Origin of the sequence: Gilvirhabdus luticola, from assembly GCF_040117515.1 — a bacterium.
GTDB lineage: Bacteria > Bacteroidota > Bacteroidia > Flavobacteriales > Flavobacteriaceae > Gilvirhabdus > Gilvirhabdus luticola.
Window position 1 is genome coordinate 35107 of the sequence record NZ_JBEEEN010000008.1, and the last position, 23089, is coordinate 58195.

At 31.1% G+C, this 23089-nt stretch carries 20 protein-coding genes and 1 tRNA gene; 7 read left to right on the forward strand and 14 right to left on the reverse strand.

The window, feature by feature from the left end; genetic code table 11:
- The first annotated feature begins 199 nt into the window (after nucleotides 1-199).
- A tRNA-Arg gene (locus AAFP94_RS12580) sits at nucleotides 200-268 on the forward strand.
- A 258-nt stretch (nucleotides 269-526) separates the two neighbouring features.
- Here the strand turns inward: AAFP94_RS12580 and AAFP94_RS12585 are convergent.
- The 11 genes from AAFP94_RS12585 to tsaD all read right to left on the reverse strand — a co-directional run bounded on the left by AAFP94_RS12585 (nucleotide 527) and on the right by tsaD (nucleotide 8961).
- Nucleotides 527-1168, reverse strand: a complete 642-nt coding sequence (locus tag AAFP94_RS12585; protein WP_316663091.1) for a hypothetical protein — start codon at nucleotides 1166-1168, stop codon at nucleotides 527-529.
- Nucleotides 1169-1538: 370 nt separating this feature from the next.
- Nucleotides 1539-1994 carry a hypothetical protein gene (locus AAFP94_RS12590; protein WP_316663092.1) on the reverse strand — a complete coding sequence of 152 codons (456 nt, stop codon included), beginning with the start codon at nucleotides 1992-1994 and terminating at the stop codon, nucleotides 1539-1541.
- A gap of 249 nt (nucleotides 1995-2243) precedes the next feature.
- A complete protein-coding gene (locus tag AAFP94_RS12595) occupies nucleotides 2244-2660 on the reverse strand; it encodes a DM13 domain-containing protein (protein ID WP_316663093.1) in 417 nt (138 codons plus the stop codon).
- A gap of 65 nt (nucleotides 2661-2725) precedes the next feature.
- On the reverse strand, nucleotides 2726-3904 hold the full coding sequence (locus AAFP94_RS12600) for a THUMP-like domain-containing protein (RefSeq protein ID WP_316663094.1): 1179 nt from the start codon (nucleotides 3902-3904) through the stop codon (nucleotides 2726-2728).
- A gap of 7 nt (nucleotides 3905-3911) precedes the next feature.
- Nucleotides 3912-5000: an AI-2E family transporter gene (locus AAFP94_RS12605; RefSeq protein WP_316663095.1), complete on the reverse strand. Its 1089-nt coding sequence runs from the start codon at nucleotides 4998-5000 to the stop codon at nucleotides 3912-3914.
- A gap of 20 nt (nucleotides 5001-5020) precedes the next feature.
- Entirely contained in the window at nucleotides 5021-5524 is a 504-nt protein-coding gene (locus tag AAFP94_RS12610; RefSeq protein WP_316663096.1) for a TrmH family RNA methyltransferase, read from the reverse strand.
- Between the two features lie 5 nt (nucleotides 5525-5529).
- Complete coding sequence (locus AAFP94_RS12615; protein WP_316663097.1) at nucleotides 5530-6174, reverse strand: DUF4159 domain-containing protein; 645 nt, start codon at nucleotides 6172-6174, stop codon at nucleotides 5530-5532.
- A 1-nt stretch (nucleotide 6175) separates the two neighbouring features.
- A complete protein-coding gene (locus AAFP94_RS12620; protein WP_316663098.1) occupies nucleotides 6176-6880 on the reverse strand; it encodes a 16S rRNA (uracil(1498)-N(3))-methyltransferase in 705 nt (234 codons plus the stop codon).
- Nucleotides 6880-7515 (reverse strand): peptidylprolyl isomerase, encoded by a 636-nt coding sequence (locus tag AAFP94_RS12625; protein ID WP_316663099.1) that lies wholly within the window; start codon nucleotides 7513-7515, stop codon nucleotides 6880-6882. The genes AAFP94_RS12620 and AAFP94_RS12625 overlap by 1 nt, the downstream gene beginning before the upstream one ends.
- A gap of 93 nt (nucleotides 7516-7608) precedes the next feature.
- The gene (locus tag AAFP94_RS12630) at nucleotides 7609-7935 is read right to left on the reverse strand and encodes a TfoX/Sxy family protein (protein ID WP_316663100.1); all 327 of its coding nucleotides are present in this window, start codon (nucleotides 7933-7935) and stop codon (nucleotides 7609-7611) included.
- 3 nt (nucleotides 7936-7938) lie between these two features.
- On the reverse strand, nucleotides 7939-8961 hold the full coding sequence (gene tsaD, locus AAFP94_RS12635) for a tRNA (adenosine(37)-N6)-threonylcarbamoyltransferase complex transferase subunit TsaD (RefSeq protein WP_316663101.1): 1023 nt from the start codon (nucleotides 8959-8961) through the stop codon (nucleotides 7939-7941).
- Between the two features lie 162 nt (nucleotides 8962-9123).
- On the opposite strand from tsaD, the gene AAFP94_RS12640 reads away from it, so the two are divergent.
- From AAFP94_RS12640 to AAFP94_RS12655, 4 genes are all read left to right on the forward strand, one after another.
- Nucleotides 9124-13533: a translocation/assembly module TamB domain-containing protein gene (locus AAFP94_RS12640; protein WP_316663102.1), complete on the forward strand. Its 4410-nt coding sequence runs from the start codon at nucleotides 9124-9126 to the stop codon at nucleotides 13531-13533.
- 142 nt (nucleotides 13534-13675) lie between these two features.
- Complete coding sequence (gene pfkA, locus AAFP94_RS12645; RefSeq protein WP_316663103.1) at nucleotides 13676-14662, forward strand: 6-phosphofructokinase; 987 nt, start codon at nucleotides 13676-13678, stop codon at nucleotides 14660-14662.
- Nucleotides 14663-14675: 13 nt separating this feature from the next.
- The gene (gene gap / locus AAFP94_RS12650; protein ID WP_316663104.1) at nucleotides 14676-15677 is read left to right on the forward strand and encodes a type I glyceraldehyde-3-phosphate dehydrogenase; all 1002 of its coding nucleotides are present in this window, start codon (nucleotides 14676-14678) and stop codon (nucleotides 15675-15677) included.
- Between the two features lie 55 nt (nucleotides 15678-15732).
- A complete protein-coding gene (locus AAFP94_RS12655; protein ID WP_316663105.1) occupies nucleotides 15733-16608 on the forward strand; it encodes an N-acetylglucosamine kinase in 876 nt (291 codons plus the stop codon).
- An 8-nt stretch (nucleotides 16609-16616) separates the two neighbouring features.
- Here AAFP94_RS12655 and AAFP94_RS12660 read toward each other — a convergent pair whose 3' ends face one another.
- Nucleotides 16617-17660: a GMP reductase gene (locus AAFP94_RS12660; RefSeq protein ID WP_316663106.1), complete on the reverse strand. Its 1044-nt coding sequence runs from the start codon at nucleotides 17658-17660 to the stop codon at nucleotides 16617-16619.
- Between the two features lie 119 nt (nucleotides 17661-17779).
- On the opposite strand from AAFP94_RS12660, the gene AAFP94_RS12665 reads away from it, so the two are divergent.
- Complete coding sequence (locus tag AAFP94_RS12665) at nucleotides 17780-18709, forward strand: transporter (RefSeq protein ID WP_316663107.1); 930 nt, start codon at nucleotides 17780-17782, stop codon at nucleotides 18707-18709.
- Nucleotides 18710-18717: 8 nt separating this feature from the next.
- Here AAFP94_RS12665 and AAFP94_RS12670 read toward each other — a convergent pair whose 3' ends face one another.
- Entirely contained in the window at nucleotides 18718-19098 is a 381-nt protein-coding gene (locus AAFP94_RS12670; protein WP_316663108.1) for a RidA family protein, read from the reverse strand.
- 18 nt (nucleotides 19099-19116) lie between these two features.
- Nucleotides 19117-21882: a putative LPS assembly protein LptD gene (locus tag AAFP94_RS12675; RefSeq protein ID WP_316663109.1), complete on the reverse strand. Its 2766-nt coding sequence runs from the start codon at nucleotides 21880-21882 to the stop codon at nucleotides 19117-19119.
- Nucleotides 21883-21971: 89 nt separating this feature from the next.
- On the opposite strand from AAFP94_RS12675, the gene AAFP94_RS12680 reads away from it, so the two are divergent.
- On the forward strand, nucleotides 21972-23081 hold the full coding sequence (locus AAFP94_RS12680; protein ID WP_316663110.1) for an N-acetylmuramoyl-L-alanine amidase: 1110 nt from the start codon (nucleotides 21972-21974) through the stop codon (nucleotides 23079-23081).
- Nucleotides 23082-23089: the final 8 nt, after the last annotated feature.

Sequence of the window (23089 nt, forward strand, 5' to 3'; positions counted from 1 at the left end):
AACTTTTTCACAAGAAATTATAGTTTCAAGGTTAAACACAAACAATCCAAAAAACTATAATTTCCACGGGATAAAAAGAATAATATCTTGAATTGAGTAATAAAGATAAAAAAATCTAAATAATTTATATTTTAATCAGGTTAATGTGTGCACATAGTGAGTACAATTGTTCTCTGGAGCTGAAAAACCCAGCAAAACAGATAGCTCAGCTGGATAGAGCATCTGCCTTCTAAGCAGACGGTCACAGGTTCGAATCCTGTCGCGATCACATTATCAATTAAGCATTTACGTATTTTTCGTAAGTGCTTTTTTTATTATTGTAACACTTTTGTAACACAAACGCTGAATTAAGAGGTAATGTTTTCGATTAGACCAAGTATTTAATTATTCAATTTTAGGAGCATACTTATCAAGACTATGCCCTATATTAAAATAAAAATTAAAAACTATTCTTTTGGGTTGAGATGTAATAAGGAGTTACTTCAAGTAACTCCTTATATTAAACAAATTAATCTAAACAGATTTTTTAATTAGATTTGCTCCCAGGATAAAATGTTAAAGTACCTGTAAATATATGATCTGTTTGATGTTCAGGTAAAAATCCAGCAGGGAAGTTATCCCAGCCACCATCGATCAAATTTACCCAACTGTCTGTGACTCCACCTCCAGTGGCTCCAGCAAAACGACCTGTTCCACCTGTAAACTCAAATGCATCTCCAAACCAAAGTTCATAGAATGGGTCATCAAATACTTGATATATTTGACCTATTACTCCAGCTGGAGGAATATTGAAGTATAACTCATCCCCATTGGCAGCTACAAATACACCTTCTCCTGCTTTATATTGAAAATCAGGACCACCACAAAACGATATGGTTGTAGTAAATTTACCTAAATGGGTACCATTTCCATCTCCAACCTGGTAATTGCCTGGAGCACCAAAATCTTCATTTGGGTTTTCAGAAGCATAAGCAGAACAATCCATGGCAAAAGAATAATCTCTCAACGTATAGAAATTAGCTTTGAATGGCACGGTAACAGCTTTTGGAGTAGCCGTTCTCAAAAATGCTTCATTATTAATTACATTACCATCAATTTGCTCTGTTGAACAAGAAAAAAGGATAAATATGGAGATAAGGGAAATGCATAATAAATTTAAACGATTCATTTTTTTTAATTTATAATTTAAAATTGTAATATAAAATAGTACCAAAAAATGGAGAAAGGGTAATTGTTGGTTAAGAGTTATTTAGTACCTCAATTTATAGCTGCTTTATACCAATGTTATGGCACTGCTTGTGCTTAAAGCACATAAAATTTAATCAAATAATTAGAGTTTACATTTGACAATTATCATGAAAAAATATAAAATAATTTCGTATATTGTTAGTTTTGCTTATCTAAAATAAAAATCTTTACATAGAGAATTCATTTTTAAAACATTTTAATTAATCAGGTTAATGCTTGTACACTATTTGAACAAACTTTCTCTAAAATGACAATAGGCAAATAGTATTGAAGCTTAACTTAAATTATACTTATTGTATAAAGTTAGGGGTTTTAGGTGCTTTAAGTTTTTTCAACATATCAAGAGCCTCTTTTTCAGTAAGCCACTCCAGGTCTGTTCGAGCCATAATCCATCCCATTTTGACTTTTTGTTTGATGAAATACGTTTTTCCCACTTCCGGAGTTACTAAAAGCATAGAATAATTCTCCGATTTACTAATTACTTTTATTTCTCCAATTGCAGGATCCACTTGCCATGACAAATAACTTTTGGGTCCTAATTCTCCAATAAACTTCTCACCTTCATAAATTTTAAATGTTATTGCCGACCCGAACGAACTTGGTCTGAGAACGTAAATCTGGGCCATGGTTTCATTATTATAGTTATTGCCATTTTTATTACTGTCAGAATGCTGAGCATATTGAGTAGTTGAAGCACATCCTAATAATAAAAAAATCAAACCGAATGCCGATATAAAATTTTTCATGATACTTTTATTTAAAATTATTCATTATCTTTTTATAAATAATTATTTTAAGTTAAATGATCCTCAAGTAATTAACAATGATATTTATCATTGGAGAGAAAGGAAGAAAATGATCCTTGAAAGATGTAAAAAGAAATGATGGATTATCTAAGTTATCTGGATAGAACTATTACTTTCTGTGCAGACGGTAACAGATTCAAACCCCGTTGTGAATACACAACAGCGTTGACAGAAATGTTTAGGCTTTTTTTATTCTAAAATTGCATGTCCAAAGTTTACCGAAAAATCAACGCACCAGATAAGAACGAATTTGTGTGTTTCAAAATTAACCCCTTCAGGTAGGCTATAATCGAAGTCGCCTTCAATACCCTGCAATTCTCCTAAAGAGATATAATCTGAAGCATTGGTATCTGTTGCCAAATAAACCTCAAGTATAGGACCAGAATCTGTTTTGAAGTTAGTAAAAGCTAGTATTGTATGTTCCTCATTCACTATGGCTTTGCCAGAGGTAGGATGAGCTGCAGACACAAAACTACCTTCATATAAATCTACTTCTTCCATTATATCTGTTTCTTCATTCTGATTAACTTGAGAATCATCATCATTATTTGTTGAACATGCTAATATTAAAAGAGTTAAGAGAAAGAAGGAATATTTAAACTTCATTTTTAGAGTTTCTTATGTGGAAAATAAGTCGATAGAAATAGTGTAAGCTTACAATGATCAAATTCTTAAACTTTCTGACATATTATTACAATGTAAGTATCATTAATGTCAGTTGTAAAAAACAAAAACAAATTTCCACCTTCTTTTATATTTAGTTTTTTTCTAATCTGTTCAACTGTTTCTGGGAAGTTTCGAGTAACAATATTGGCTTTACTAATCAATTCTTTCTTTAAATATTGTTTTTTATAAGGAATGACTTTGTCAATTATAAATTTTTTGCCAGGAAAATCAATGAGTTGGTTTAATGTATAGATATGTGAATGTTGATGAATTTTAAATAGAGTCAATTTATGGGACAAAGACTTAAATGCGCCTGATTTTAGAATTGCTGCATTAGGCTCATACAAGTAGGTAAGTGGCACGCCGTAATGAACATTTGAAATAGCTTCATCATTTAATTTAAATGAAAACACTTCGTTATTACCTTTATTAATATTTATAGTGCTTATAGAGATTTCATCTTCATAATCTTTTTCTAAAACCCAAAGTAACTCTTTAACTTCATTATTTACTGCAACGATATGTATAGATTTAACATGTTTTAATTCACTTATTCCAACCGATATATCTAGTAATGGAGACGTCTTTATTAAAATATTTTTTGAAAATGGAAATAAAGTTTCCAACTGTTCAGGTACATTGGGTAAACAATCTTTTAGGAAATAGACTTTACCTTTACTTTGATGTCGCCTAGACGGGTCTAAATATATCCAATCGTATTTAGTGTTATTTTGTTTTAGATATTCAATACCATCAATATTCTTTGTTACGATATTTGAAACATTAAGCTGTTTAAAATTATAAGCAGCAATTTCAGAAAGTTCTTGGTCAATTTCACAATATGTAACATTATCAAACTGTTTTGAAAAGTAATATGAATCTACGCCAAAACCACCAGTAAGGTCAATTAAAGATTCACCATGAATTAATTGCGATTTGTAATTTGCTGTAACTTCAGAAGACGTTTGCTCGATGTTTAGTTTGTTCGGATAGTAAGCTTTTGGTATTCTAAACCAAGTAGGTAATTTGGTTTTGCAACGTTTTTTTGCATCAATTTGTTCAACAATTTCCTTGTTCTTTATGCTGCTAAATAATGGTTTTTTTAATAATATTTCAAGCGTATCAGAATTTAAATTATTATTTATAAATTCTTGAACCTTAATATTTAATAATAAATCATTCAAACAATTACTATAAATCTTTGGTAAGCTTCTTTACTATTTTTGAATCTGATAAAAATTCCTTAAGAATTACTTTAATGGCTGTATAACTTGGTACTGCCACTATCATCCCTACAACACCGAACAGTATTCCAGCAATGATAATAACAAGAAATATTTCCAGTGGATGTGATTTTACACTTTTAGAGAAAATGAATGGTTGGCTAAAAAAGTTGTCAACTAACTGTGCAATAACAAATCCAATCATGACATAAATGGTTTTTGGCAAAATAACATCACTAAAACTTTCTCCTAAATTGCTTGTCATAGTTAGAGTAATCATTAAAGCCGCACTAACAAGTGGTCCAACATAAGGGATAAGATTTAACAGAGCACATAAAAAAGCAATTACTATAGCATTGTTAATTCCAAAGATTAACAGAATGATCGTATAAATGATAAAAAGAATTAAAATCTGAAAAATTAAACCAACAAAATAACGTGATAAGAGATCTTTAATTTTCACAGAAGATTGTCTTGATCTTAATTCTTTATCATCAGGAATGACAGTCATAATAGCATCTTCAAAGAGTTTGCTGTCTTTTAAAAAGAAAAATGAAATGAATAAAACAGAGAACAGACCAATACTAAAACTACCCAAACCACTTACTATAGAGTTCAAAAAATTAGGAATGACAGAATAATCAATCTTGGAGAGTAAATTAACAGGTTTCATGTTTTCTCCTACATGGATATTCTTTAAATTGAAATAGTTTTGTACTTGCGTATATAGATTTTCAATATTAGTTTGTAGCTGATCAATATTTAAGAGAGACAAATTGTGGCCTTGTTCAACGATCAAAGGAATAAACAAACGAATTAAACCCAACAACAATCCAATAAACAGAATCATTGTTGTAATGACTGCTAGAGTTACATTAAATTTTAATTTTCTACGTAAAAACAGAACGATAGGTCTTCCAATAAGCGAAATAACAGCAGCAATAGCAATATAGACAATTACAGATTGTATTTTATAAAGAAAAAATAACAGTAAAAAAACACCAGCCAAAATAGCAATGGCTCTTAAAATACCATTCGAAATTATTTTTGAATTCATAAAGTAAATATATGAAACTGTTACAAAAGTTGTTTAGTGATTTCGTATAAAGCTATATTTGTGGCCTGAACCACATTCATACTGCTGTTTTGGCCAAACATGTCAATATGGATTATGTCGTCTGAAAGTTTTAATATCTCTTGAGAAACACCATAATTCTCGTCACCTACAACAAGAACAATTGGTTTATTATCAGAAAATTGAAACACATGAATAGGCTTGCTTGTATCTGTAATTTCTAACGAAATGATTTGATGGTTCTTTGCTTTGAATACTTCAACAACAGTTGAAATATTTCCTGCAACTTCAAAGTTTACAGCATTTTCAGTAGCTCTTGACGTTTTTTTTATTTTTCTACCAAGCGAAATATTGTTTCCGCAAAGTATCAGTTTTTTAACACCGAAAGCATCCGCAATTCTAAACAAACTACCAATATTAGGCGCATTAGAAATATTATCACAAACCAATGTGATTGGGAATGTTTGTGGATTAAACTTGGTGTTGTAATGGGTAAGTTGATTCAAAATGGTCAATTTTCAAAAGCATATTTTACAATATTAGCTCCCATTTTTAGAGCTTTTTCCCTTACATCTTCAGGATCGTTATGCACTTCTGGATCTTCCCAGCCATCACCTAAATCACTTTCAAAAGTGAAGATTAGCATCAATCTGTCTTCATCAAAAATACCGAAAGCTTGAGGCGCTTTTCCGTCATGCTCGTGAATTTTAGGTAAACCTTGTGGAAAATAAAAAGCATTTGAAAAAATAATAAAATCTGAAGGAATCTCAATTAGATATTTATCAGGAAAAACTTTTTTTAATTCTTCTGTAATATAAGGACGCATACCATAGTTATCATCTATATGTAAAAAACCTCCAGATAATAAGTAATTGCGGAGGTTTTCTGCATCTACATCAGAGAAAAAAACATTGCCATGACCAGTCATATGTACAAAAGGGTATTGAAAAATATCTATGTTACCAGCTTCAACAGTTTTTGGTGTCTTATCAATTTTAGTATTGATATTCTGGTTACAAAAAGTAATTAAATTTGGTAGCGAAGTAGGATTACTGTACCAATCGCCACCACCACTATATTTTAGTAAGGCAATCTCTTGTGCCCATAGATTTAAGATAAAAAAGCATGAGGCTAAAAATAAAATGGCTTTTTTCATACTACTCGTTTGCAAAAGCTACTGAATGACAAGCAACAATGGCTGCTGTTTCGGTTCGCAATCTTGTTTTTCCCAAAGTTACTGGAATAAAATTATTTGCCATAGCCATTTCAATTTCTTTAACACTAAAGTCTCCTTCTGGTCCTATTAGAATGATTATATCTGTTTGAGATTTTAATACTTTTTTTAAGGATTTCCTTTCTGTATCTTCACAATGAGCAATAAATTTTTGACCAGTAAAATCTTTTGTAACAAAATCTTTAAATGTTATTGGTTGCTTTAATTTAGGGAGAAAACAATTTAGAGACTGCTTCATTGCAGATTGCAGTATTTTTTCAAAACGATCTGTCTTTATAACTTTTCGTTCACTATGGTCACAAATAATTGGTGTTATTGTGTCTATTCCTATTTCGGTAGCTTTTTCTAAAAACCATTCGTAACGATCATTCATTTTTGTTGGTGCAACTACTAAATGAAGATTATAAGGTTTTTTGTCCTGCAGTTTTTTAGATACTATTTTAGCTTTACAAAGTTTTATATCTGCTAAAATAATTTCTGCAGAAAACAACCAACCTCTACCATTAGTGATTTGTAATTCATCACCTTGTTTTTTTCTTAAAACTTTTGCAATATGCTTGCTTTCATCTTTTGGAAAAGTGAATTCGACTGTAGATTCTGTTACGTCTGGATTATAGAATAGTTGCATTAGCTTTTATGTTCAACAACTTTCAATACTTTTATTTCTTTAATATTCATTGGTTCAAATGTTTTTAACACAACATAGTACCACTGCCTGTCTTCAATATTTACCATATAAAGGTCATTAACATTTGCAGAGTTATTAATAATTGTATCTTCAAATATAGGATGCATTTTCCCTTTAGAAAACCAACCTAAATCACCACCACGTTTAGCATTGCCATCCATAGAATATTTCTTTGCCAAATATTCAAAAGGAACACCATCTTTATATTGAGACATGATGTTTTGCCTTAAACCATCAATTTCAGAATGGGATAATTTCTTACCATCCAAATATATATAACTAACGCGATAATGTGTAATATATGAAGTTTCTACTATTTTGTAGTGAACTTTTTCTACATCATTTTCAACCACAAGTGAACCACCAGAAGATTTACTAAACAATTTTTTTGCTAAAGAGGTTTTATGTTTCTCTTTATTGAAGGTGATAAATTTATTTTCTTTTGAATTTAATGATAAAAGAAGTTCTTCAGCTTGAACTGTGCTTGTTATTGAATCTAATTGACTTGTAATTGATTCTTGAGAATATAATAACACAGAATAACAAAAAAGTAATGGGAATAATAGTTTACGCATTAAAGTTGTTTTATTGAGTAACAAAAAAACAAATAAAATCTTTTAAAATTAAAAGAACTTATAAGGTTATTAACATAAGTTTTAACATGCACTTTACAATTTGCTTTTTGCATGTTCTAAACCAAGTTCTATATAATGCAGTAATTGAGTTTCTGTTTTAAAACCGTCTTCTGAAACATAGACAAATTCTCTCATAGGGCGTTTTGTAAAATCCATTGATCTAACATACTCTTTAGTAAGTTCGTTATTCATTTTATTTTCAATAATTCTAACAGCCAAGTCATTTTTTACAATCCCAACTATCATTTTTCCTTTATATAAAAAAGAAAGTCCTCCAAACATTTTCTTTTCAATAAACTCTTCAGGAAACAATTTGAGTTGTTCTCTGATTCTTGTTGCAATGTGTTCGTTGTATGCCATGTTCTAAATTTTCAATCTTGCAGAAGCTGTAATATTTTGTTCAGAAAAATCCTGTTCAAGATATTTTAAATAGCCAACAATGGCAATCATAGCGGCATTATCTGTAGTAAATTCAAATTTTGGGATATAGGTTTTCCAACCAAATTTTTGTTCGCCTTTCTTTAAGGCTTCTCGAATGCCTGAATTGGCTGAAACACCACCTCCAATAGCAATGTGGTTAATTCCAGTTTGTTTAGAAGCCAATTTAAGTTTGTCCATTAAAATTCCAATAATGGTATATTGAATTGACGCACAAATATCATTAAGATTTTCTGCAATAAAGTTTGAATTGGCTTTTGTTTCTCTTTGAATAAAATACAGAATGGCAGTTTTTAAACCCGAAAAACTAAAATCTAAACCATCAACTTTCGGTTTAGTAAACTTAAAGGCTTTTGGGTTGCCAAGTTTAGCACGCTTGTCTATTTCTGGACCAGCAGGATAATCTAACCCGAGAATTTTTCCGCTTTTATCAAACGCTTCACCAACAGCATCATCAATAGTTTCACCTATAACATCCATTTCAAAATAGCTATTCACTTTTACAATTTGTGTATGACCACCAGAAATGGTCATTGCTAAAAACGGAAAAGGAGGTTTATCAAAACCTTTTTCATCTATAAAGTGTGCCAATATATGTGCTTGCATGTGGTTAACATCAATCAAAGGAATCCCTAATCCATAGGCTAAAGATTTTGCAAAGGACGTGCCAACAAGGAGTGAACCCATTAATCCTGGACCTCTAGTAAAAGCAATTGCATTAAGTTGATCTTTATCGATTTTCGCTTTTTTTAATGCTTGATCTACAACAGGAACAATATTTTGCTGATGCGCTCTAGAAGCCAATTCTGGAACAACGCCACCATAGTCTTTGTGTATTTCTTGGTTGGCAACAACATTGCTTAAAATTTTTCCGTTATGGATAATAGCAGCTGCTGTATCATCACATGAAGACTCTATTCCTAGTATATAAATATTTTGTGAAGCCATTAATAAACTTTAGGCATAATAATTGTTAATTTTGATTTTAACTAAACGTCTATTCAATGAGATTATTCGTAGTTACAAATGTAGTTTATTCTTGAGAAAATTATAACTTTAACAGGTATCAAAAAAATATTAAAAATAATATCAAAACTTGTAGCCATTGTTGTGCTACTTTTCATCATTTTGGTGTTGTTTTTATCTATTCCTGCTGTTCAAACTCAATTAGGAAAAAAAGCCACAAAAAAATTAAACGAAGAATTTGGCACTAATATCAATATTGGGAAAGTAGGCTTACAATTTAATGGAGATGTTGAACTAAAAAATATCTACATCCAAGATTATAAGAAAGATACTCTGATAAACATTAATGAGCTCAATACGTCAATTTTGAGTTTCAAGAATTTATACGAAGGCAAACTTGCCTTCGGAGATATTGATATTATAGGTCTATTTTTTAACATTAAAACATATAAAGACACCGATGAAACAAACCTTGATGTTTTTGTAGCAAAATTTGAGGATGATAATCCAAGAAAAGAAAAAAGTACTTTTTTATTTTCTTCTAGCGATGTTTCTATATATGATAGCACGTTTAAATTAACAAACGAGAATAAGGAAAACTCTGATGGGCTTAATTTTAAGGATTTAAATATTAATGCCACAAATTTTTTAATTAATGGTAGTGATGTTAGTGCAAGAATAAACACACTTGCTTTTGTAGATAGTAGAGGTCTGGTTATGAAAAATATGACCACTAATTTTGTTTACACCTTACAGGACATGACATTTGCTAAATTGGATATAAAAACCATTGACTCCGAATTGAAAGGTGACGTAAAGTTTGAATATAAGCGAGAAGATTTACAATTTTTTACTGATAGTGTAAAAGTATCTGCCAATTTTAAAGATGCTAATATTGCTTTAAGTGAGTTAAACACTTTTTATAATGAATTTGGTCAAAATCAAAAAGCTAAAATAAGTGTTAACCTATCGGGGACTTTAAATAATCTGTCTGCTAAAAATCTTTATGTAAATACAAGTAGAAGAACAAGAATTTATGGTAATATTCTATTTAAAAACTTATTCAACAGTAGTGAGAATAATTTTTATATGAATGGAAATTTCAGAGATTTGTCTTCAAATTATAGAGATTTAAAAGATTTATTACCAAATGTGCTTGGTGAAGCAATACCATCATCTTTTGACAGATTAGGCAATTTTACTATTGTAGGCAATTCGCAAATCACACCTTCTACAATAAATGCAGTTTTAGTTATAGATACAGATTTAGGTCTGATAAACTCCAACCTTAAACTTACAAATATTAATGACATAGATAATGCATCTTATGAAGGAAAGGTAATTTTTGACAAGTTTAATATTGGGACATTTATGGAAAATCCAAAACTAAAAAGGACGTCATTGAATTTGGATGTCAATGGTTCTGGGTTTACTAGAAAAAATATTAATACAAATTTAAATGGAGTAATTGATTTTATAGAGTATAATAATTATTCTTACTCAAACCTTGTGGCTTCAGGAAATTTACGGGATAATGTTTTTAATGGTAAACTAGTCTCTAACGATATTAATTTCATGTTCAACTTTGATGGTTTAGCTGATCTTTCTCAAGACGTATACACCTTCGATTTTGTTGCAAATGTGCAACGTGCAGATTTAAGAATATTAAATTTCACTAAAGAAAATCAAACCTCCATTTTCAAAGGCATAGTTGATATGAAAATGAAAGGAACCAATATTAATGATGCCTTTGGCGATATATCATTTAATAACACTTATTATAAAAATGATATTGATGAATATTTCTTTAAAGATTTTCAATTAACTTCTAGGTTTACAGAAGAAGGGATTAGACATATTAATGTTAATTCACCTGATATTACTGAAGGTTATTTAAGTGGTAAATTTCTTTTTGAGGATATAGGAAATCTATTTGAAAATGCTCTTGGAAGTATATATACAAACTATGTGCCCTATAAAGTAAAAACCAATCAATATATTGACTTCAATTTTAAGATTTACAACAAAATAGTTGAAATATTTTACCCAGAATTAGAACTTGGAAAGAATACTTTTATAAGAGGTAGAGTGGAGAGTGATGAAAAAGGGTTCAAACTTACGTTTAGATCACCAAAAATTACTCTTTTTGATTACTTCGCTGATAACATTGAAATAAAAGTTGATAATAAAAATCCATTATTCAATACATACATAGATATTGATAGTATAAAAACCAAATACTACAATGTTTCAAAATTTAATTTGATAAACGTTACCCTTAACGACACACTTTTTATGCGATCAGAATTTAAAGGAGGTAAAAGCAATAAAGATATGTACAACTTAAGTTTTTATCATACTATTAATAAAAACAACCAATCAGTAGTTGGGTTTAAAAAATCTGATATTACATTTAAAAACAATACATGGTTTATAAATGAACTTCAAAATAAATTAAACAAAGTAACTTTTGATAAATCACTTAACAATTTCAATATCGATGAATTTGTTATGAATCATAATAATGAGGAAATAAAGCTTTTAGGTATAATAAAAGATTCAACTTATAAGGACATCAAACTTAATTTTAAAGATGTAGATCTGGCAAAAATAACACCACCTATAGATAGTCTTTCGCTTGCTGGAAATGTAAATGGCAAGTTAGATATTCTCCAAAACAATGGTGTTTACTTGCCTAATTCTTCAGTCACTATTGATGATTTTATAGTAAATGATTATCATTTGGGCTCTTTTGATGCCAAAATTAAAGGAAATGAATCTTTGACCAATTATGTTGTAGATATTAGTATTAAAGATGATATAGCCCAATCATTTAAAGCTTTTGGTAATATTAACGTTGTTAAAAATGCCTCAACAATAGATGTAGATTTAGATTTCAATGATTTTAATTTGGAGCCACTTAATCCGTTTGGTCAAGGTGTTATATCAAACATTAGAGGTATAATAGATGGTCGGGCAAAAGTGGTTGGAAGTTTAAAAAAACCAGATATAATCGGTCAGCTTACTTTAAATGAAACAGGATTATCTGTGCCATATTTAAATATTGATTATCAGATTAAAGATAATTCAAAAGTTAAACTAGAAGATCAGAGTTTTATTTTTGATAATGTAGAATTAACCGATACGGCATTTAATACTAAAGGACTTCTGGATGGATATTTAAATCATGATAATTTATCAGAATGGGCTTTAGGATTAACCATAAGTTCTCCAAGAATTTTAGTTTTGAATACAGAAGAAACAGAAGAGTCTTTATATTATGGCACAGGGTTTTTGGGTGGTTCTGCATCTATTATTGGACCTACAGAAGAGCTGGTTATTAATGTTACGGGCGAAACTGAAAAAGGAACTGTTTTTAAAATTCCATTGAATGATACTGAATCTTTTGGTGATAATTCTTTTATTCATTTCTTAACACCAGAAGAAAAGAGAGCTAGGTTGCAAGGTAAAGAAGTAGTTTATAAAGATATTAAAGGACTTGAATTAGACTTTAATTTAGATGTTACCGAAGACGCAGAAATAGAATTATTACTGGACAAAAATACTGGTAGTACAATAGTCGGTAGAGGAATAGGAGGTATGCTTGTTGAAATAAATACGAACGGAAAGTTTAATATATATGGTGACTTTTCTGTATTTGAAGGTGTTTATAATTTTTTATACGGAGGTGTAGTTCAAAAAAAGTTTATTGTTGAACCTGGTGGTACACTTGCTTGGGAAGGAAATCCAATGAACGCCTTAATAAATATTAAAGCTATTTATGAAACAACTGCAAATCCATCACCTTTACTAGATAATCCAATTAACAGAAGTATTCCCGTAAAAGTAGGTATTACATTATCAGGACAATTGGCAAAACCTGAACCTGATTTCAGTTTTGAATTTCCTACGGCAAATTCTACGGTAAGGTCAGAATTGCAATACCGATTAGATTCAAAGGACGAAAGAGACAATCAGGCTCTATATTTATTGACTACTGGTTCTTTTTCGAGTGGTTTAAACAATATCAATCCATACGGAACACTTACAGAAAGGCTTACTGGAATTGTAAATAGCTTATTTACTAACAATGACAACAAACTTCAAGTGGGAATTAATTATGAGAATGCTGAAAAAACACCTGAATACCAAAGTGATGCAAAACTTGGACTCAATATACAAACCAGAATAAGCGACCGTGTATTGATTAATGGAAATGTTGGAGTTCCTATTGGAGGAGTTAGTGAAACTGTGATTGCCGGCGATGTAGAAATAGACTTTTTACTTAATGAAGATGGTACACTAACGGCAAAGGTATTCAATAGAGAAAATAGTATTCAAAATTTTGGGGAAGAGATAGGTTATACACAAGGTGTTGGAATTTCTTATACAGTAGAATTTGACACATTTAAAGAGTTAATCCAGAAAATTGTAAAAAGTAGTAAAAAGAAAGAAGAAAATATTCAAGATAAAGAAACTAATATTGAAAACACTTCCGAAAACCCTTTACCAGATTTTGTGAATTTCAAATCTGATTCAGATGCTAAAAATTAGTGTTTTAAGCCTTATTTTATCAACATTTCTATTTTTTTTGTTAACGAAATCGTTTGAGTTTTTGTTATTACATAAAATCTTTAAAAACATTGTATTTTTATAAGATAAGTTTAGTAGTTTTACTTTTCAAATTTGATATTTTATGTCAAAAATTATTAAAAAAATAGGTGTTTTAACTTCTGGTGGAGATTCATCAGGAATGAATGCTGCAATTAGATCTGTTGTTAGAACTTGTGCATTTCATGGATTGGAATGTGTTGGTATTTATCGAGGATATGAAGGATTAATGGAAGGAGATTTTATTAATCTTGATGCTAGAAGTGTTAAGGGTATAATTAATAAAGGAGGAACCATTTTAAAATCTGCTCGCTCTGAAGAATTTAAAACTAAAGAAGGAAGACAAAAAGCATATGATAAGCTTATAGAATCTAATGTTGATGGTTTAGTTGTTATTGGAGGAGATGGATCGTTTACAGGTGCTATGATTTTTAATCAGGAATTTGATTTTCCAGTTATGGGAATTCCTGGTACTATAGATAATGATATTTTTGGAACTACACACACGTTAGGTTTTGATACAGCCTTAAATACAGTAGTCGAGGCTATAGACAAAATAAGAGATACAGCAAGTTCACACAATAGACTCTTCTTTATTGAAGTTATGGGACGTGATGTTGGTCATATAGCATTGAATGCAGGCGTTGCTGGTGGAGCAGAAGAAATCTTGATACCAGAAGAAGATTTAGGATTGGAAAGATTAGAAGAATCTTTAAGACGCAGTAGAAAATCTGGCAAATCTTCAAGTATCGTTATTGTAGCTGAAGGTGACAAAATTGGAAAAAACATTTTTGAACTTAAAGAATATGTAGATGAGAATATGTCTGGTTATGATGTTAGAGTTTCAGTTCTAGGTCATATGCAACGAGGTGGTTCACCGTCATGCTTTGATCGTGTCCTTGCCAGTAGAATGGGAGTAAAAGCAGTAGAATCTATATTAGAAGGAAAAACAAATTTTATGGTCGGGTTATTAAATAATAAAATGGAATTAACTCCATTAGAAAATGCCATAAAAGGAAAATCGAAAATAAATTTAGAATTATTAAGGGTGTCAGATATCATGACAACATAAAACAAATTAAACAATGTCAAAAACAAAAATTGGAATTAATGGATTTGGTAGAATAGGCAGAATAGCTTTTAGAGTTGCTGTAAATAGACCAAATATTGAAGTAGTTGGAATAAATGACTTATTGGCCGTTGAGCATTTAGCATATTTATTAAAGTATGATTCAGTTCACGGACGATTTGATGGAACCATAGACATAAAAAATGGAAACCTAGTGGTTAATGGAAATGAAATTAGAGTAACCGCAGAGCGTAATCCAGAAGATTTAAAATGGGACGCTGTAGGAGCAGATGTTGTATTAGACTGTACAGGTATTTTTACAACTTTAGACAAAGCACAAGCGCACATTACTGCAGGTGCTAAAAAAGTAGCTATTTCTGCACCTTCAGCAGATGCTCCAATGTTTGTAATGGGCGTAAACCATGATAAGATTACGGATAAAGACACCATTGTTTCCAATGCATCTTGTACCACAAACTGTTTAGCACCACTTGCTAAAGTAATTAATGATAAGTTCGGCATAGTAGAAGGTCTTATGACAACAGTTCATGCAGCTACAGCTACTCAATTTACAGTTGATGGCCCGTCAAAAAAAGATTTTAGATTAGGTCGTGCATCGCTTAATAATATTGTACCAGCTTCAACAGGAGCTGCCAAAGCTGTTGGTAAAGTTATTCCTGAATTAAATGGAAAATTAACGGGAATGGCTTTTAGAGTTCCAACAGTTGATGTTTCAGTAGTTGATTTAACTTGTAGATTGGAAAAAAGTGCAAGTTTTGATGAAGTGAAAGCCGCATTAAAAGAAGCGTCAGAAAACGAATTAAAAGGTATTTTAGGTTATACTGAAGAAGGTGTTGTGTCACAAGATTTTGTTTCAGAACCAAAGACAAGTACATTTGATGCTAATGCAAGTATTGGATTAAATGACAATTTTGTTAAACTGATTTCTTGGTATGATAATGAATTTGGTTATTCAACAAAATTAGTTGATTTAGCTGAATACATAAATAAAATATAATTTATAATCCTAAAAGGCTTTCAATATGAAAGCCTTTTGTTTATCTTTTTAAATTATGATTCTAATTGTTGATAGTGGTTCTACAAAATGTGATTGGATTGCTGTAGATGAACACGGTATACAGTTAATGGAAAAAATCCGAACAAAAGGACTTAACCCAGCAATTTTATCAGAAAGTAAATTAAAAGCAATTATTAAGAAAAGCAAGCCCTTAATGTTGCATAAAAATGAGGTTACACATGTCTTTTTTTATGGTGCTGGTTGCGGTACTATCAAACCAAGGACCTTACTAACACATGTTCTTCAATTTATTTTCCTTAATGCCATAATAGAAGTACAAGAAGATACAATGGCCGCGGTTCGCGCTACTTTAAATAGCGATGAAGAAGCCGCTGTAGTATGTATTATGGGAACAGGATCTAATTGTAGTTATTATGATGGTCAAAGGTTGCAACAACGAGTAATTTCATTAGGTTATACAATCATGGATGATGCTTCTGGAAACTATTATGGTCGTCAATTGATAAGAGATTACTATTTTAATCACATGCCAGAAGTTTTAAAAATTGCTTTTGCTGAAAAATATAATATTGAAGAAGATTACATAAAATACAACCTATATAAACAACCAAATCCAAATGCATATTTGGCATCCTTTGCAGAATTTATGTTTTTGAACAAAGATTCAGATTATATTAGAGAATTGATCAAAAAGGGTGTAAGACTATTGACGACCAATATGATTATGCAATATAAGGAAGAGATTAAAACTTGTCCTGTTCATTTTGCTGGTTCAATTGCATACTTCTCACAAGATGAAATCAAAGAAATTGGTGATGAAATGGGATTTAAAGTTGGAAATTTTGCACGCCGTCCAATTGAAGGTCTTATGTCATATCACACAAAAAAATTGAAAGAAGAAGAGATTTAATAGTTTACTTATTCTTCAGTATAAATTCTGTTTTCTTGTTCAGCTACTCTAATAAAAGTGGTGCGTTTGGTAAGTTCTTTTAATCGTGAGGCTCCAACATAAGTGCATGTGCTTCTTAAACCACCTAATATATCATTTAAAGTATTTTCTACTTGACCTCTGTAAGGCACTTCAACTGTTTTCCCTTCACTGGCTCTATAATCGGCAACTCCTCCAACATGTTTTTCCATTGCGGTAGAAGAGCTCATACCATAAAACTTTCTATAAGGTTTTCCATTGCGTTCTACTACTTCACCACCACTTTCATCATGACCTGCAAGCATGCCACCTAGCATTACAAAATCTGCTCCAGCCCCAAAAGCCTTAGCAACATCTCCTGGAGAAATGCAACCACCATCGCTAATAATTTGTCCGCCTAAACCATGCGCAGCGTCTGCACATTCAATAATTGCCGATAGTTGCGGATAACCTACACCTGTTTTAACTCTTGTAGTACAAACTGAACCTGGCCCAATCCCAACTTTTACAATATCTGCTCCAGACAATAATAGTTCTTCAACCATTTCACCTGTAACAACATTACCAGCAATAATAACTTTGTCTGGATATTTTTTTCGTGTTTCACTCACAAAATTTACAAAATGTTCTGAATATCCATTCGCAACATCAATGCATATAAATTTATACTGTGGATTAAACTCAAAAACTGAAGCTAGCCGTTCTGCATCATTTTTACCAGTCCCACTGCTTATTGCCATATAATCTTCTATACCTTCTGGAGCATTTGATGAAAAAACATTCCAATCTGTAATGGAGTAGTGCTTATGGATGGTTGTAAATAGCTTCTTCTTAAAAAGAGCTTTTGCCATTTCAAAAGTTCCAACAGTGTCCATGTTGGCAGCCATAATTGGAACGCCTTTCCAATTAACATTGCTATGCAAAAAGTTAAACTCACGCGTCAATGTTACTTGCGATCTACTTTTTAAGGTGGAACGTTTCGGACGTATCATTACGTCTTTAAAACCAAGTTTTAAGTCACTTTCTATTCTCATGACACTGCTTTGGGATTACTTTCAAAGATATTAATTTTTAGAAAGTTTAAGAAAAAAGTATGATTTAAAAATGACTTTATTTATTTTAGAAAAAATTTCTTTTATATTTAATATTCTCAATGGAAGTTTTATATAATAAATTGTCTTTTAGTAAACTAATTTTAATTCTATTTCTAGTTGCATTTATCAACTTAAACGCACAGGATATAGAACCACGACGTTGGGCTCCTATGCCTCTGGGTACTCAAGCAATAGGCATGGGATATGGTTATACAAGTGGGAAGATATATTTTGATCCTTTACTGCAAGCAGAAAATGTCACAACCGATATTCATGGTATAGCTACAGTTTATATACAACCCTTTAGAATAGGAAATAAACTTGCAAGAATAGACGTATTGCTACCTTATGCTAACGCACGTTGGGATGGTTTATTATCTAGCGAGCCTACTACAAAGACAAGAAGTGGTTTTGCTGATCCCAGAATTAGGTTTTCGGTAAACCTGATTGGGCCATCTGCAATGGGCCCCAAAGAAATGATGGAATATATGAAAGAGCATCCTGTAAACACTTTATTCGGAGCTTCAGTAGCAGTGACCTTTCCATTAGGTAAATATGATGAAACAAAATTGCTGAATATAGGACAAAACAGATTTGTTATAAGACCACAAATCGGGATGGTGCATAATTGGGGTTTATGGTCTTATGAATTATCAGGATCACTTTTTATATATACCAATAACAATAAATTTTATAATGATCAAGTAAAAAAACAAGATCCCGTTTTTGCTTTTCAGACACATATAATAAGAAGGTTTAATAATAGGATGTGGCTGTCTGCAAGTGCAGGTTACGGATTAGGAGGAAGGTCTATTGTAAATAGTCAACCTAATGATGATCTACGCGGAGATTTCTTATGGTCTTTATCTTATGGACTACCAATAACAAAAACACAAGCTATTAAATTTGTTTTTTTACGTTCTGTTACATCAAAAGATGTAGGTGCAGATACCAATACTTTGGGTATGTCTTGGTCTAAAATTTTATAGAAGAAATATTATTTTACTGCAATCATGCTAATCTCAACATTTACAAATTTTGGTAGGTTGGCAACTTCAACTGTTTCTCTGGCTGGAGCGGTATTATTATTAAAGTATGTTCCGTATACCTCGTTTACCTGCGAAAAATTATTCATATCACTTAAAAAAATGGATGTTTTCACTACATTTTCTAAAGACATGTTAGCGGCTTCAAGAACAGCTTTCATATTCTCCATAACTTGTTTGGTTTCTGTTTTAATATCATCTAAAACAAGTTCCATAGTGTTTGGATCTAAAGCTATTTGTCCAGATGTATAAAGTGTATTTCCTGCTAAAACAGCTTGATTGTAAGGTCCTATTGGTGCAGGTGCTTTTGAGGTAGTTATTATTTTTTTCATTCGAAAGGTAATTTTATTTTAAAGTTGAACATCAGGTCTTCTGCGCTGATCATATTTAATATCACTCAAAATGCCCGATTTTATTCCTATAAAGAAATACCATGAGCTTCTGGAGCTAAAAGGAACCCAGTTAAAACTCATTCTCCAGCTTAATAAATCTCGTTCAAAGCCAAGCGATGTATATGTAAAACCATTATTTTTAAAATCATAACCGGAAGAAGCATTAACTGACCATCTCGGAGATAATTCAATATCTCCAGAGAACATCAATGAATTTGAAGATATTGAACTTTCTCTCCTCTGATTGGAATAATTTATAGTATAAGCTAATCTTAAACTCCATGGAATTTTATAATTGTAAAACTCACTTTTATCTTCTTCTTTTTCCTCTTCATCTTCATAAAATCTAGGATCAGAAAAATCTTCCGATCGACCAAACATATCATCATCACGACCGCCACTTTGTAAGCTTTCTTCTTTACTTCTTTCATTTTCTTTACCACCACTAAATTCCTTGCTAGAAATTGAATAATTCATAGTTAGGTTTGCGCTTGTTAACCTAAAAAGACTACCTCCATTATTAATGTTGAAAGTATTAATTCTGCTATTATTATTATCCAAAGCATAAGGATCTAAAGTGGCGCCAAAATTTACGCTCATCTTCTTATCAAAAAATTGAGTTCCTCCACTAAGTCTTACAGGACTCCATTTTAATGAATCTGCAGCAAAATTATATGCTGTAGAAAAGTTAAGATTATTAAGTAGAATAATCTTTTTTGGTTCGGTGGCTGTGCTATCTTTATCTTTTACTTTGGCTTCTAAATTGTTAGAAACAGAAATCCCCATTGAACTGGAAAATCTATTTCCAGGAGCTCCAAAGATAGCATCCTCAAACCGAGTGTATTCTTCTTCTCTAATAGTTGTACCGTTAGCATCTATCACTTCAAAAGTGTCATAGTAATTATCAAAAGCAGGGTTTATATTATAACTAATGGAAGGTCGCATAACATGTCTTATTGCTTTAATTTTCTTATCTTGCCCTTCTTTTTCAAAATTGAACATTCCGTAAATTGTGGTTCCTAAACTTGTACTAAAATTATACGTTCTATATGAGTCAAATCCATTAATTGTTTCTTCAATAATTTCTTCGTTTACACTATCGTAATATTTGTTGATGGTTTTAAATGTCCAAACTTCTTCAAAGTTTGTACTTGCACTCATACTAAAATATTTAAACAACTTAAAATTGGTTGTTAATGGGATGCTATGTTGTACACCTGCTTTTGCTTCATCAAACATTTCCTTTTTAAAGAAAAGTGAATCTGTGGTTTGAATTCTATTCTCCGCACGAAGGTTATACTGAAAGTTAACATTTTGAATAATGCCTTTTTTAGTGCCTACTTTAGGCGCAAATGGAAATATTCTGGCAACACTACCTTGTAGTGTCGGTAAGGTCATGTTAATCTGTTCTGTATTTGTGTTTTGGGAATGTGTAGCTGTAGCACTTAAGTTTACCTGTGGTTCTCCTTGAAATGTCTTGGAATATGAAACTGAAGATGATAGTGTATTATTTAAAAAATTATTGGTATTAATCTGATTTGCAGAGTTCTTATAATACTTACTACTTCCAAGATTAACAGATGCAGAAAAACGTGAATTTGGACTTGCCTTACCGTCCTGGCTATGAGACCACCTAATATTATAAATTGTACTTTTAGAATAGTCTGGAAATCCTTTTTCACTATTTATAATGCTTTCGAATCTAAACCCAACATTTCCTCTAAATTTATATCGTTGAGCATATGCACTTTCCATACGTAAGCCATAACTTCCATTTGTATAATAATCACCTAAAACAGCTAAATCAAAATAATCACTAATAGCAAAATAATATCCGCCATTTTGTAAAAAATAACCCCTTTGATTTTCTTCTCCAAAAGTAGGCATGATAACACCTGAAGTCTGTTTTTTGGTTAATGGAAAATATGCAAAAGGAAGACCAATTGGTGTTGGGACATCATAAATAAAGAGATTGGTCAATCCTGTAGCTACCTTTTCATCTGGAACAACTTTTGCCTTCCGTAATAAAAAATAATATTCTGGATCTTCGCGATCTTTAGATGTTGTAAACTTTGCATTCCGAATAAAGTAAACAGAATCGTTCATTTTTTTGGTTAGTTCGGCATCTATAAATCCGCCTGATTGTTCAGTTCTTGAATTAAAAATCAATGCTTTTTCTGTATCAAAATTAAAGCGTATAGAATCAGGTTCTATAACATCAACTCCTTGCTTAAATACTGGGTTTTGTGAATAGATTCCTAAAGAATCTTTTATCCTTCCTGCATAAACTTCATTTTTATTATAATCAATTACTATAATACCAGCTGTAATATCCATATCCTCATAAGTAATATGAGCATTATTATAGAGATACAGCTTTTGTTCTCTTTGGTTAAAGGAAGTGTAATCTGTTGCACTATATTTAACAATATCTGTTAAAAATTCTTTTGGTCTAATACTGTCTTGTAAAGCACTATCCTGAATTTTTTCAGGAATGATGGCTTCACCAATACTATTTAAGTCTATTTGTGTACTATCTTTTTGAATACTGTCTTGAACTTTTTCAGGTTGAACCTCAATAATAGGTTTAGGTATGTCTTGAGAAAAGCAGAACGTGTTGATAAACACTGTAAAACTTAAGGCAAAAAGTATTTGAAAGATGTTTGTACGCAATGCTTTTAAATGTATTTTTGTAAAAGTATGGCTCGGTTTTTGAATTGCCAAAATTACATATATTTTTTTGTGATTGATTTAATATTCCAATAAAATAATAATTCAGTACAAACCAAGTTTTAAACTATATAATAGACTTTATGCAAACGCAAAAATTAGTTCATTTCGTATTCATTATAATTCTATTAACATTTTTGCCTATAAGTGTTTTTGGAAACAATAATGAACGCGAAAAGTTTGTAGTAGTTTTAGACGCTGGTCATGGAGGACATGATCCTGGTAATTTGGGTAATGGGTATAAAGAAAAAGATATAGCACTTAATATAGTTCTAGAAATAGGTAAGGAACTTGAAAAAGATCCTAATATTGAGGTTGTTTATACAAGAAAAAAAGATGTCTTTGTGGATTTATTTGTAAGAGGGAAAATTGCAAACGAAGCAAATGCAGACTTGTTTGTTTCAATTCATTGTAATTCACATAATTCACCAGCACATGGTACAGAGACCTTTGTATTGGGAATTCATAGAAACCAGACCAATTTTGATGTTGCTAAAAAGGAAAATTCCGTAATTCTTCTAGAAAATGACTATGAAAAAAATTATGGAGGATTTGACCCAAATTCACCAGAAGCAGTGATAAGTATTTTATTGGGTCAAGAAGAATATTTGGACCAAAGTATTATGCTGGCGAGTAAGATTCAGGATAATTTTACAAATGGATTGAAACGTAAAAATCGTGGCGTAAAGCAAGCTGGATTTATTGTATTGCACCAAACAGTAATGCCTAGTGTTTTGATAGAAACAGGATTTTTAACTTATAAAAGCGAAGGCGCATACCTAAACTCTAACAAAGGGCAAAAGGATATGGCTAATTCTATTAAAGATGCCATTTTAGATTATAAAAAAGAGCTTGACCAAAATGTTGTAAGCAATTTATATACAGATGACTTATTTGAAGAAGAGAACACAACAGTTGCTTATGACATGAATGTAACATATAAAGTTCAGATAGCAGCTAGTTCAAGAAAGCTAGCTTTAAGACCATATAATTTTAAAGGTTTAGATAATATTACTAAAGAGGAAGAAGGTAAGCTTTATCGGTATTTTTATGGTCAAACTTCAGATTATAATGAAATAGTCGAACTTCAAAAAGAAGCTAAACAAAAAGGATATACATCATGTTTTATAGTGGCTTATAAAAATGGCGAAAAAATATCTTTAGCAGACATATCAAAAACTACTGCAAATTAAAACCGTTC

Excerpts from the sequence above, each read along its gene's own strand:
- AAFP94_RS12585 (WP_316663091.1), bottom strand. The coding sequence starts at position 1,168 with ATGAATCGTTTAAATTTATTATGCATTTCCCTTATCTCCATATTTATC.
- AAFP94_RS12590 (WP_316663092.1), bottom strand. The coding sequence starts at position 1,994 with ATGAAAAATTTTATATCGGCATTCGGTTTGATTTTTTTATTATTAGGA.
- AAFP94_RS12595 (WP_316663093.1), bottom strand. The coding sequence starts at position 2,660 with ATGAAGTTTAAATATTCCTTCTTTCTCTTAACTCTTTTAATATTAGCA.
- AAFP94_RS12605 (WP_316663095.1), bottom strand. The coding sequence starts at position 5,000 with ATGAATTCAAAAATAATTTCGAATGGTATTTTAAGAGCCATTGCTATT.
- AAFP94_RS12615 (WP_316663097.1), bottom strand. The coding sequence starts at position 6,174 with ATGAAAAAAGCCATTTTATTTTTAGCCTCATGCTTTTTTATCTTAAAT.
- AAFP94_RS12620 (WP_316663098.1), bottom strand. The coding sequence starts at position 6,880 with ATGCAACTATTCTATAATCCAGACGTAACAGAATCTACAGTCGAATTC.
- AAFP94_RS12625 (WP_316663099.1), bottom strand. The coding sequence starts at position 7,515 with ATGCGTAAACTATTATTCCCATTACTTTTTTGTTATTCTGTGTTATTA.
- AAFP94_RS12630 (WP_316663100.1), bottom strand. The coding sequence starts at position 7,935 with ATGGCATACAACGAACACATTGCAACAAGAATCAGAGAACAACTCAAA.
- tsaD (WP_316663101.1), bottom strand. The coding sequence starts at position 8,961 with ATGGCTTCACAAAATATTTATATACTAGGAATAGAGTCTTCATGTGAT.
- pfkA (WP_316663103.1), top strand. The coding sequence starts at position 13,676 with ATGTCAAAAATTATTAAAAAAATAGGTGTTTTAACTTCTGGTGGAGAT.
- gap (WP_316663104.1), top strand. The coding sequence starts at position 14,676 with ATGTCAAAAACAAAAATTGGAATTAATGGATTTGGTAGAATAGGCAGA.
- AAFP94_RS12655 (WP_316663105.1), top strand. The coding sequence starts at position 15,733 with ATGATTCTAATTGTTGATAGTGGTTCTACAAAATGTGATTGGATTGCT.
- AAFP94_RS12660 (WP_316663106.1), bottom strand. The coding sequence starts at position 17,660 with ATGAGAATAGAAAGTGACTTAAAACTTGGTTTTAAAGACGTAATGATA.
- AAFP94_RS12665 (WP_316663107.1), top strand. The coding sequence starts at position 17,780 with ATGGAAGTTTTATATAATAAATTGTCTTTTAGTAAACTAATTTTAATT.
- AAFP94_RS12670 (WP_316663108.1), bottom strand. The coding sequence starts at position 19,098 with ATGAAAAAAATAATAACTACCTCAAAAGCACCTGCACCAATAGGACCT.
- AAFP94_RS12680 (WP_316663110.1), top strand. The coding sequence starts at position 21,972 with ATGCAAACGCAAAAATTAGTTCATTTCGTATTCATTATAATTCTATTA.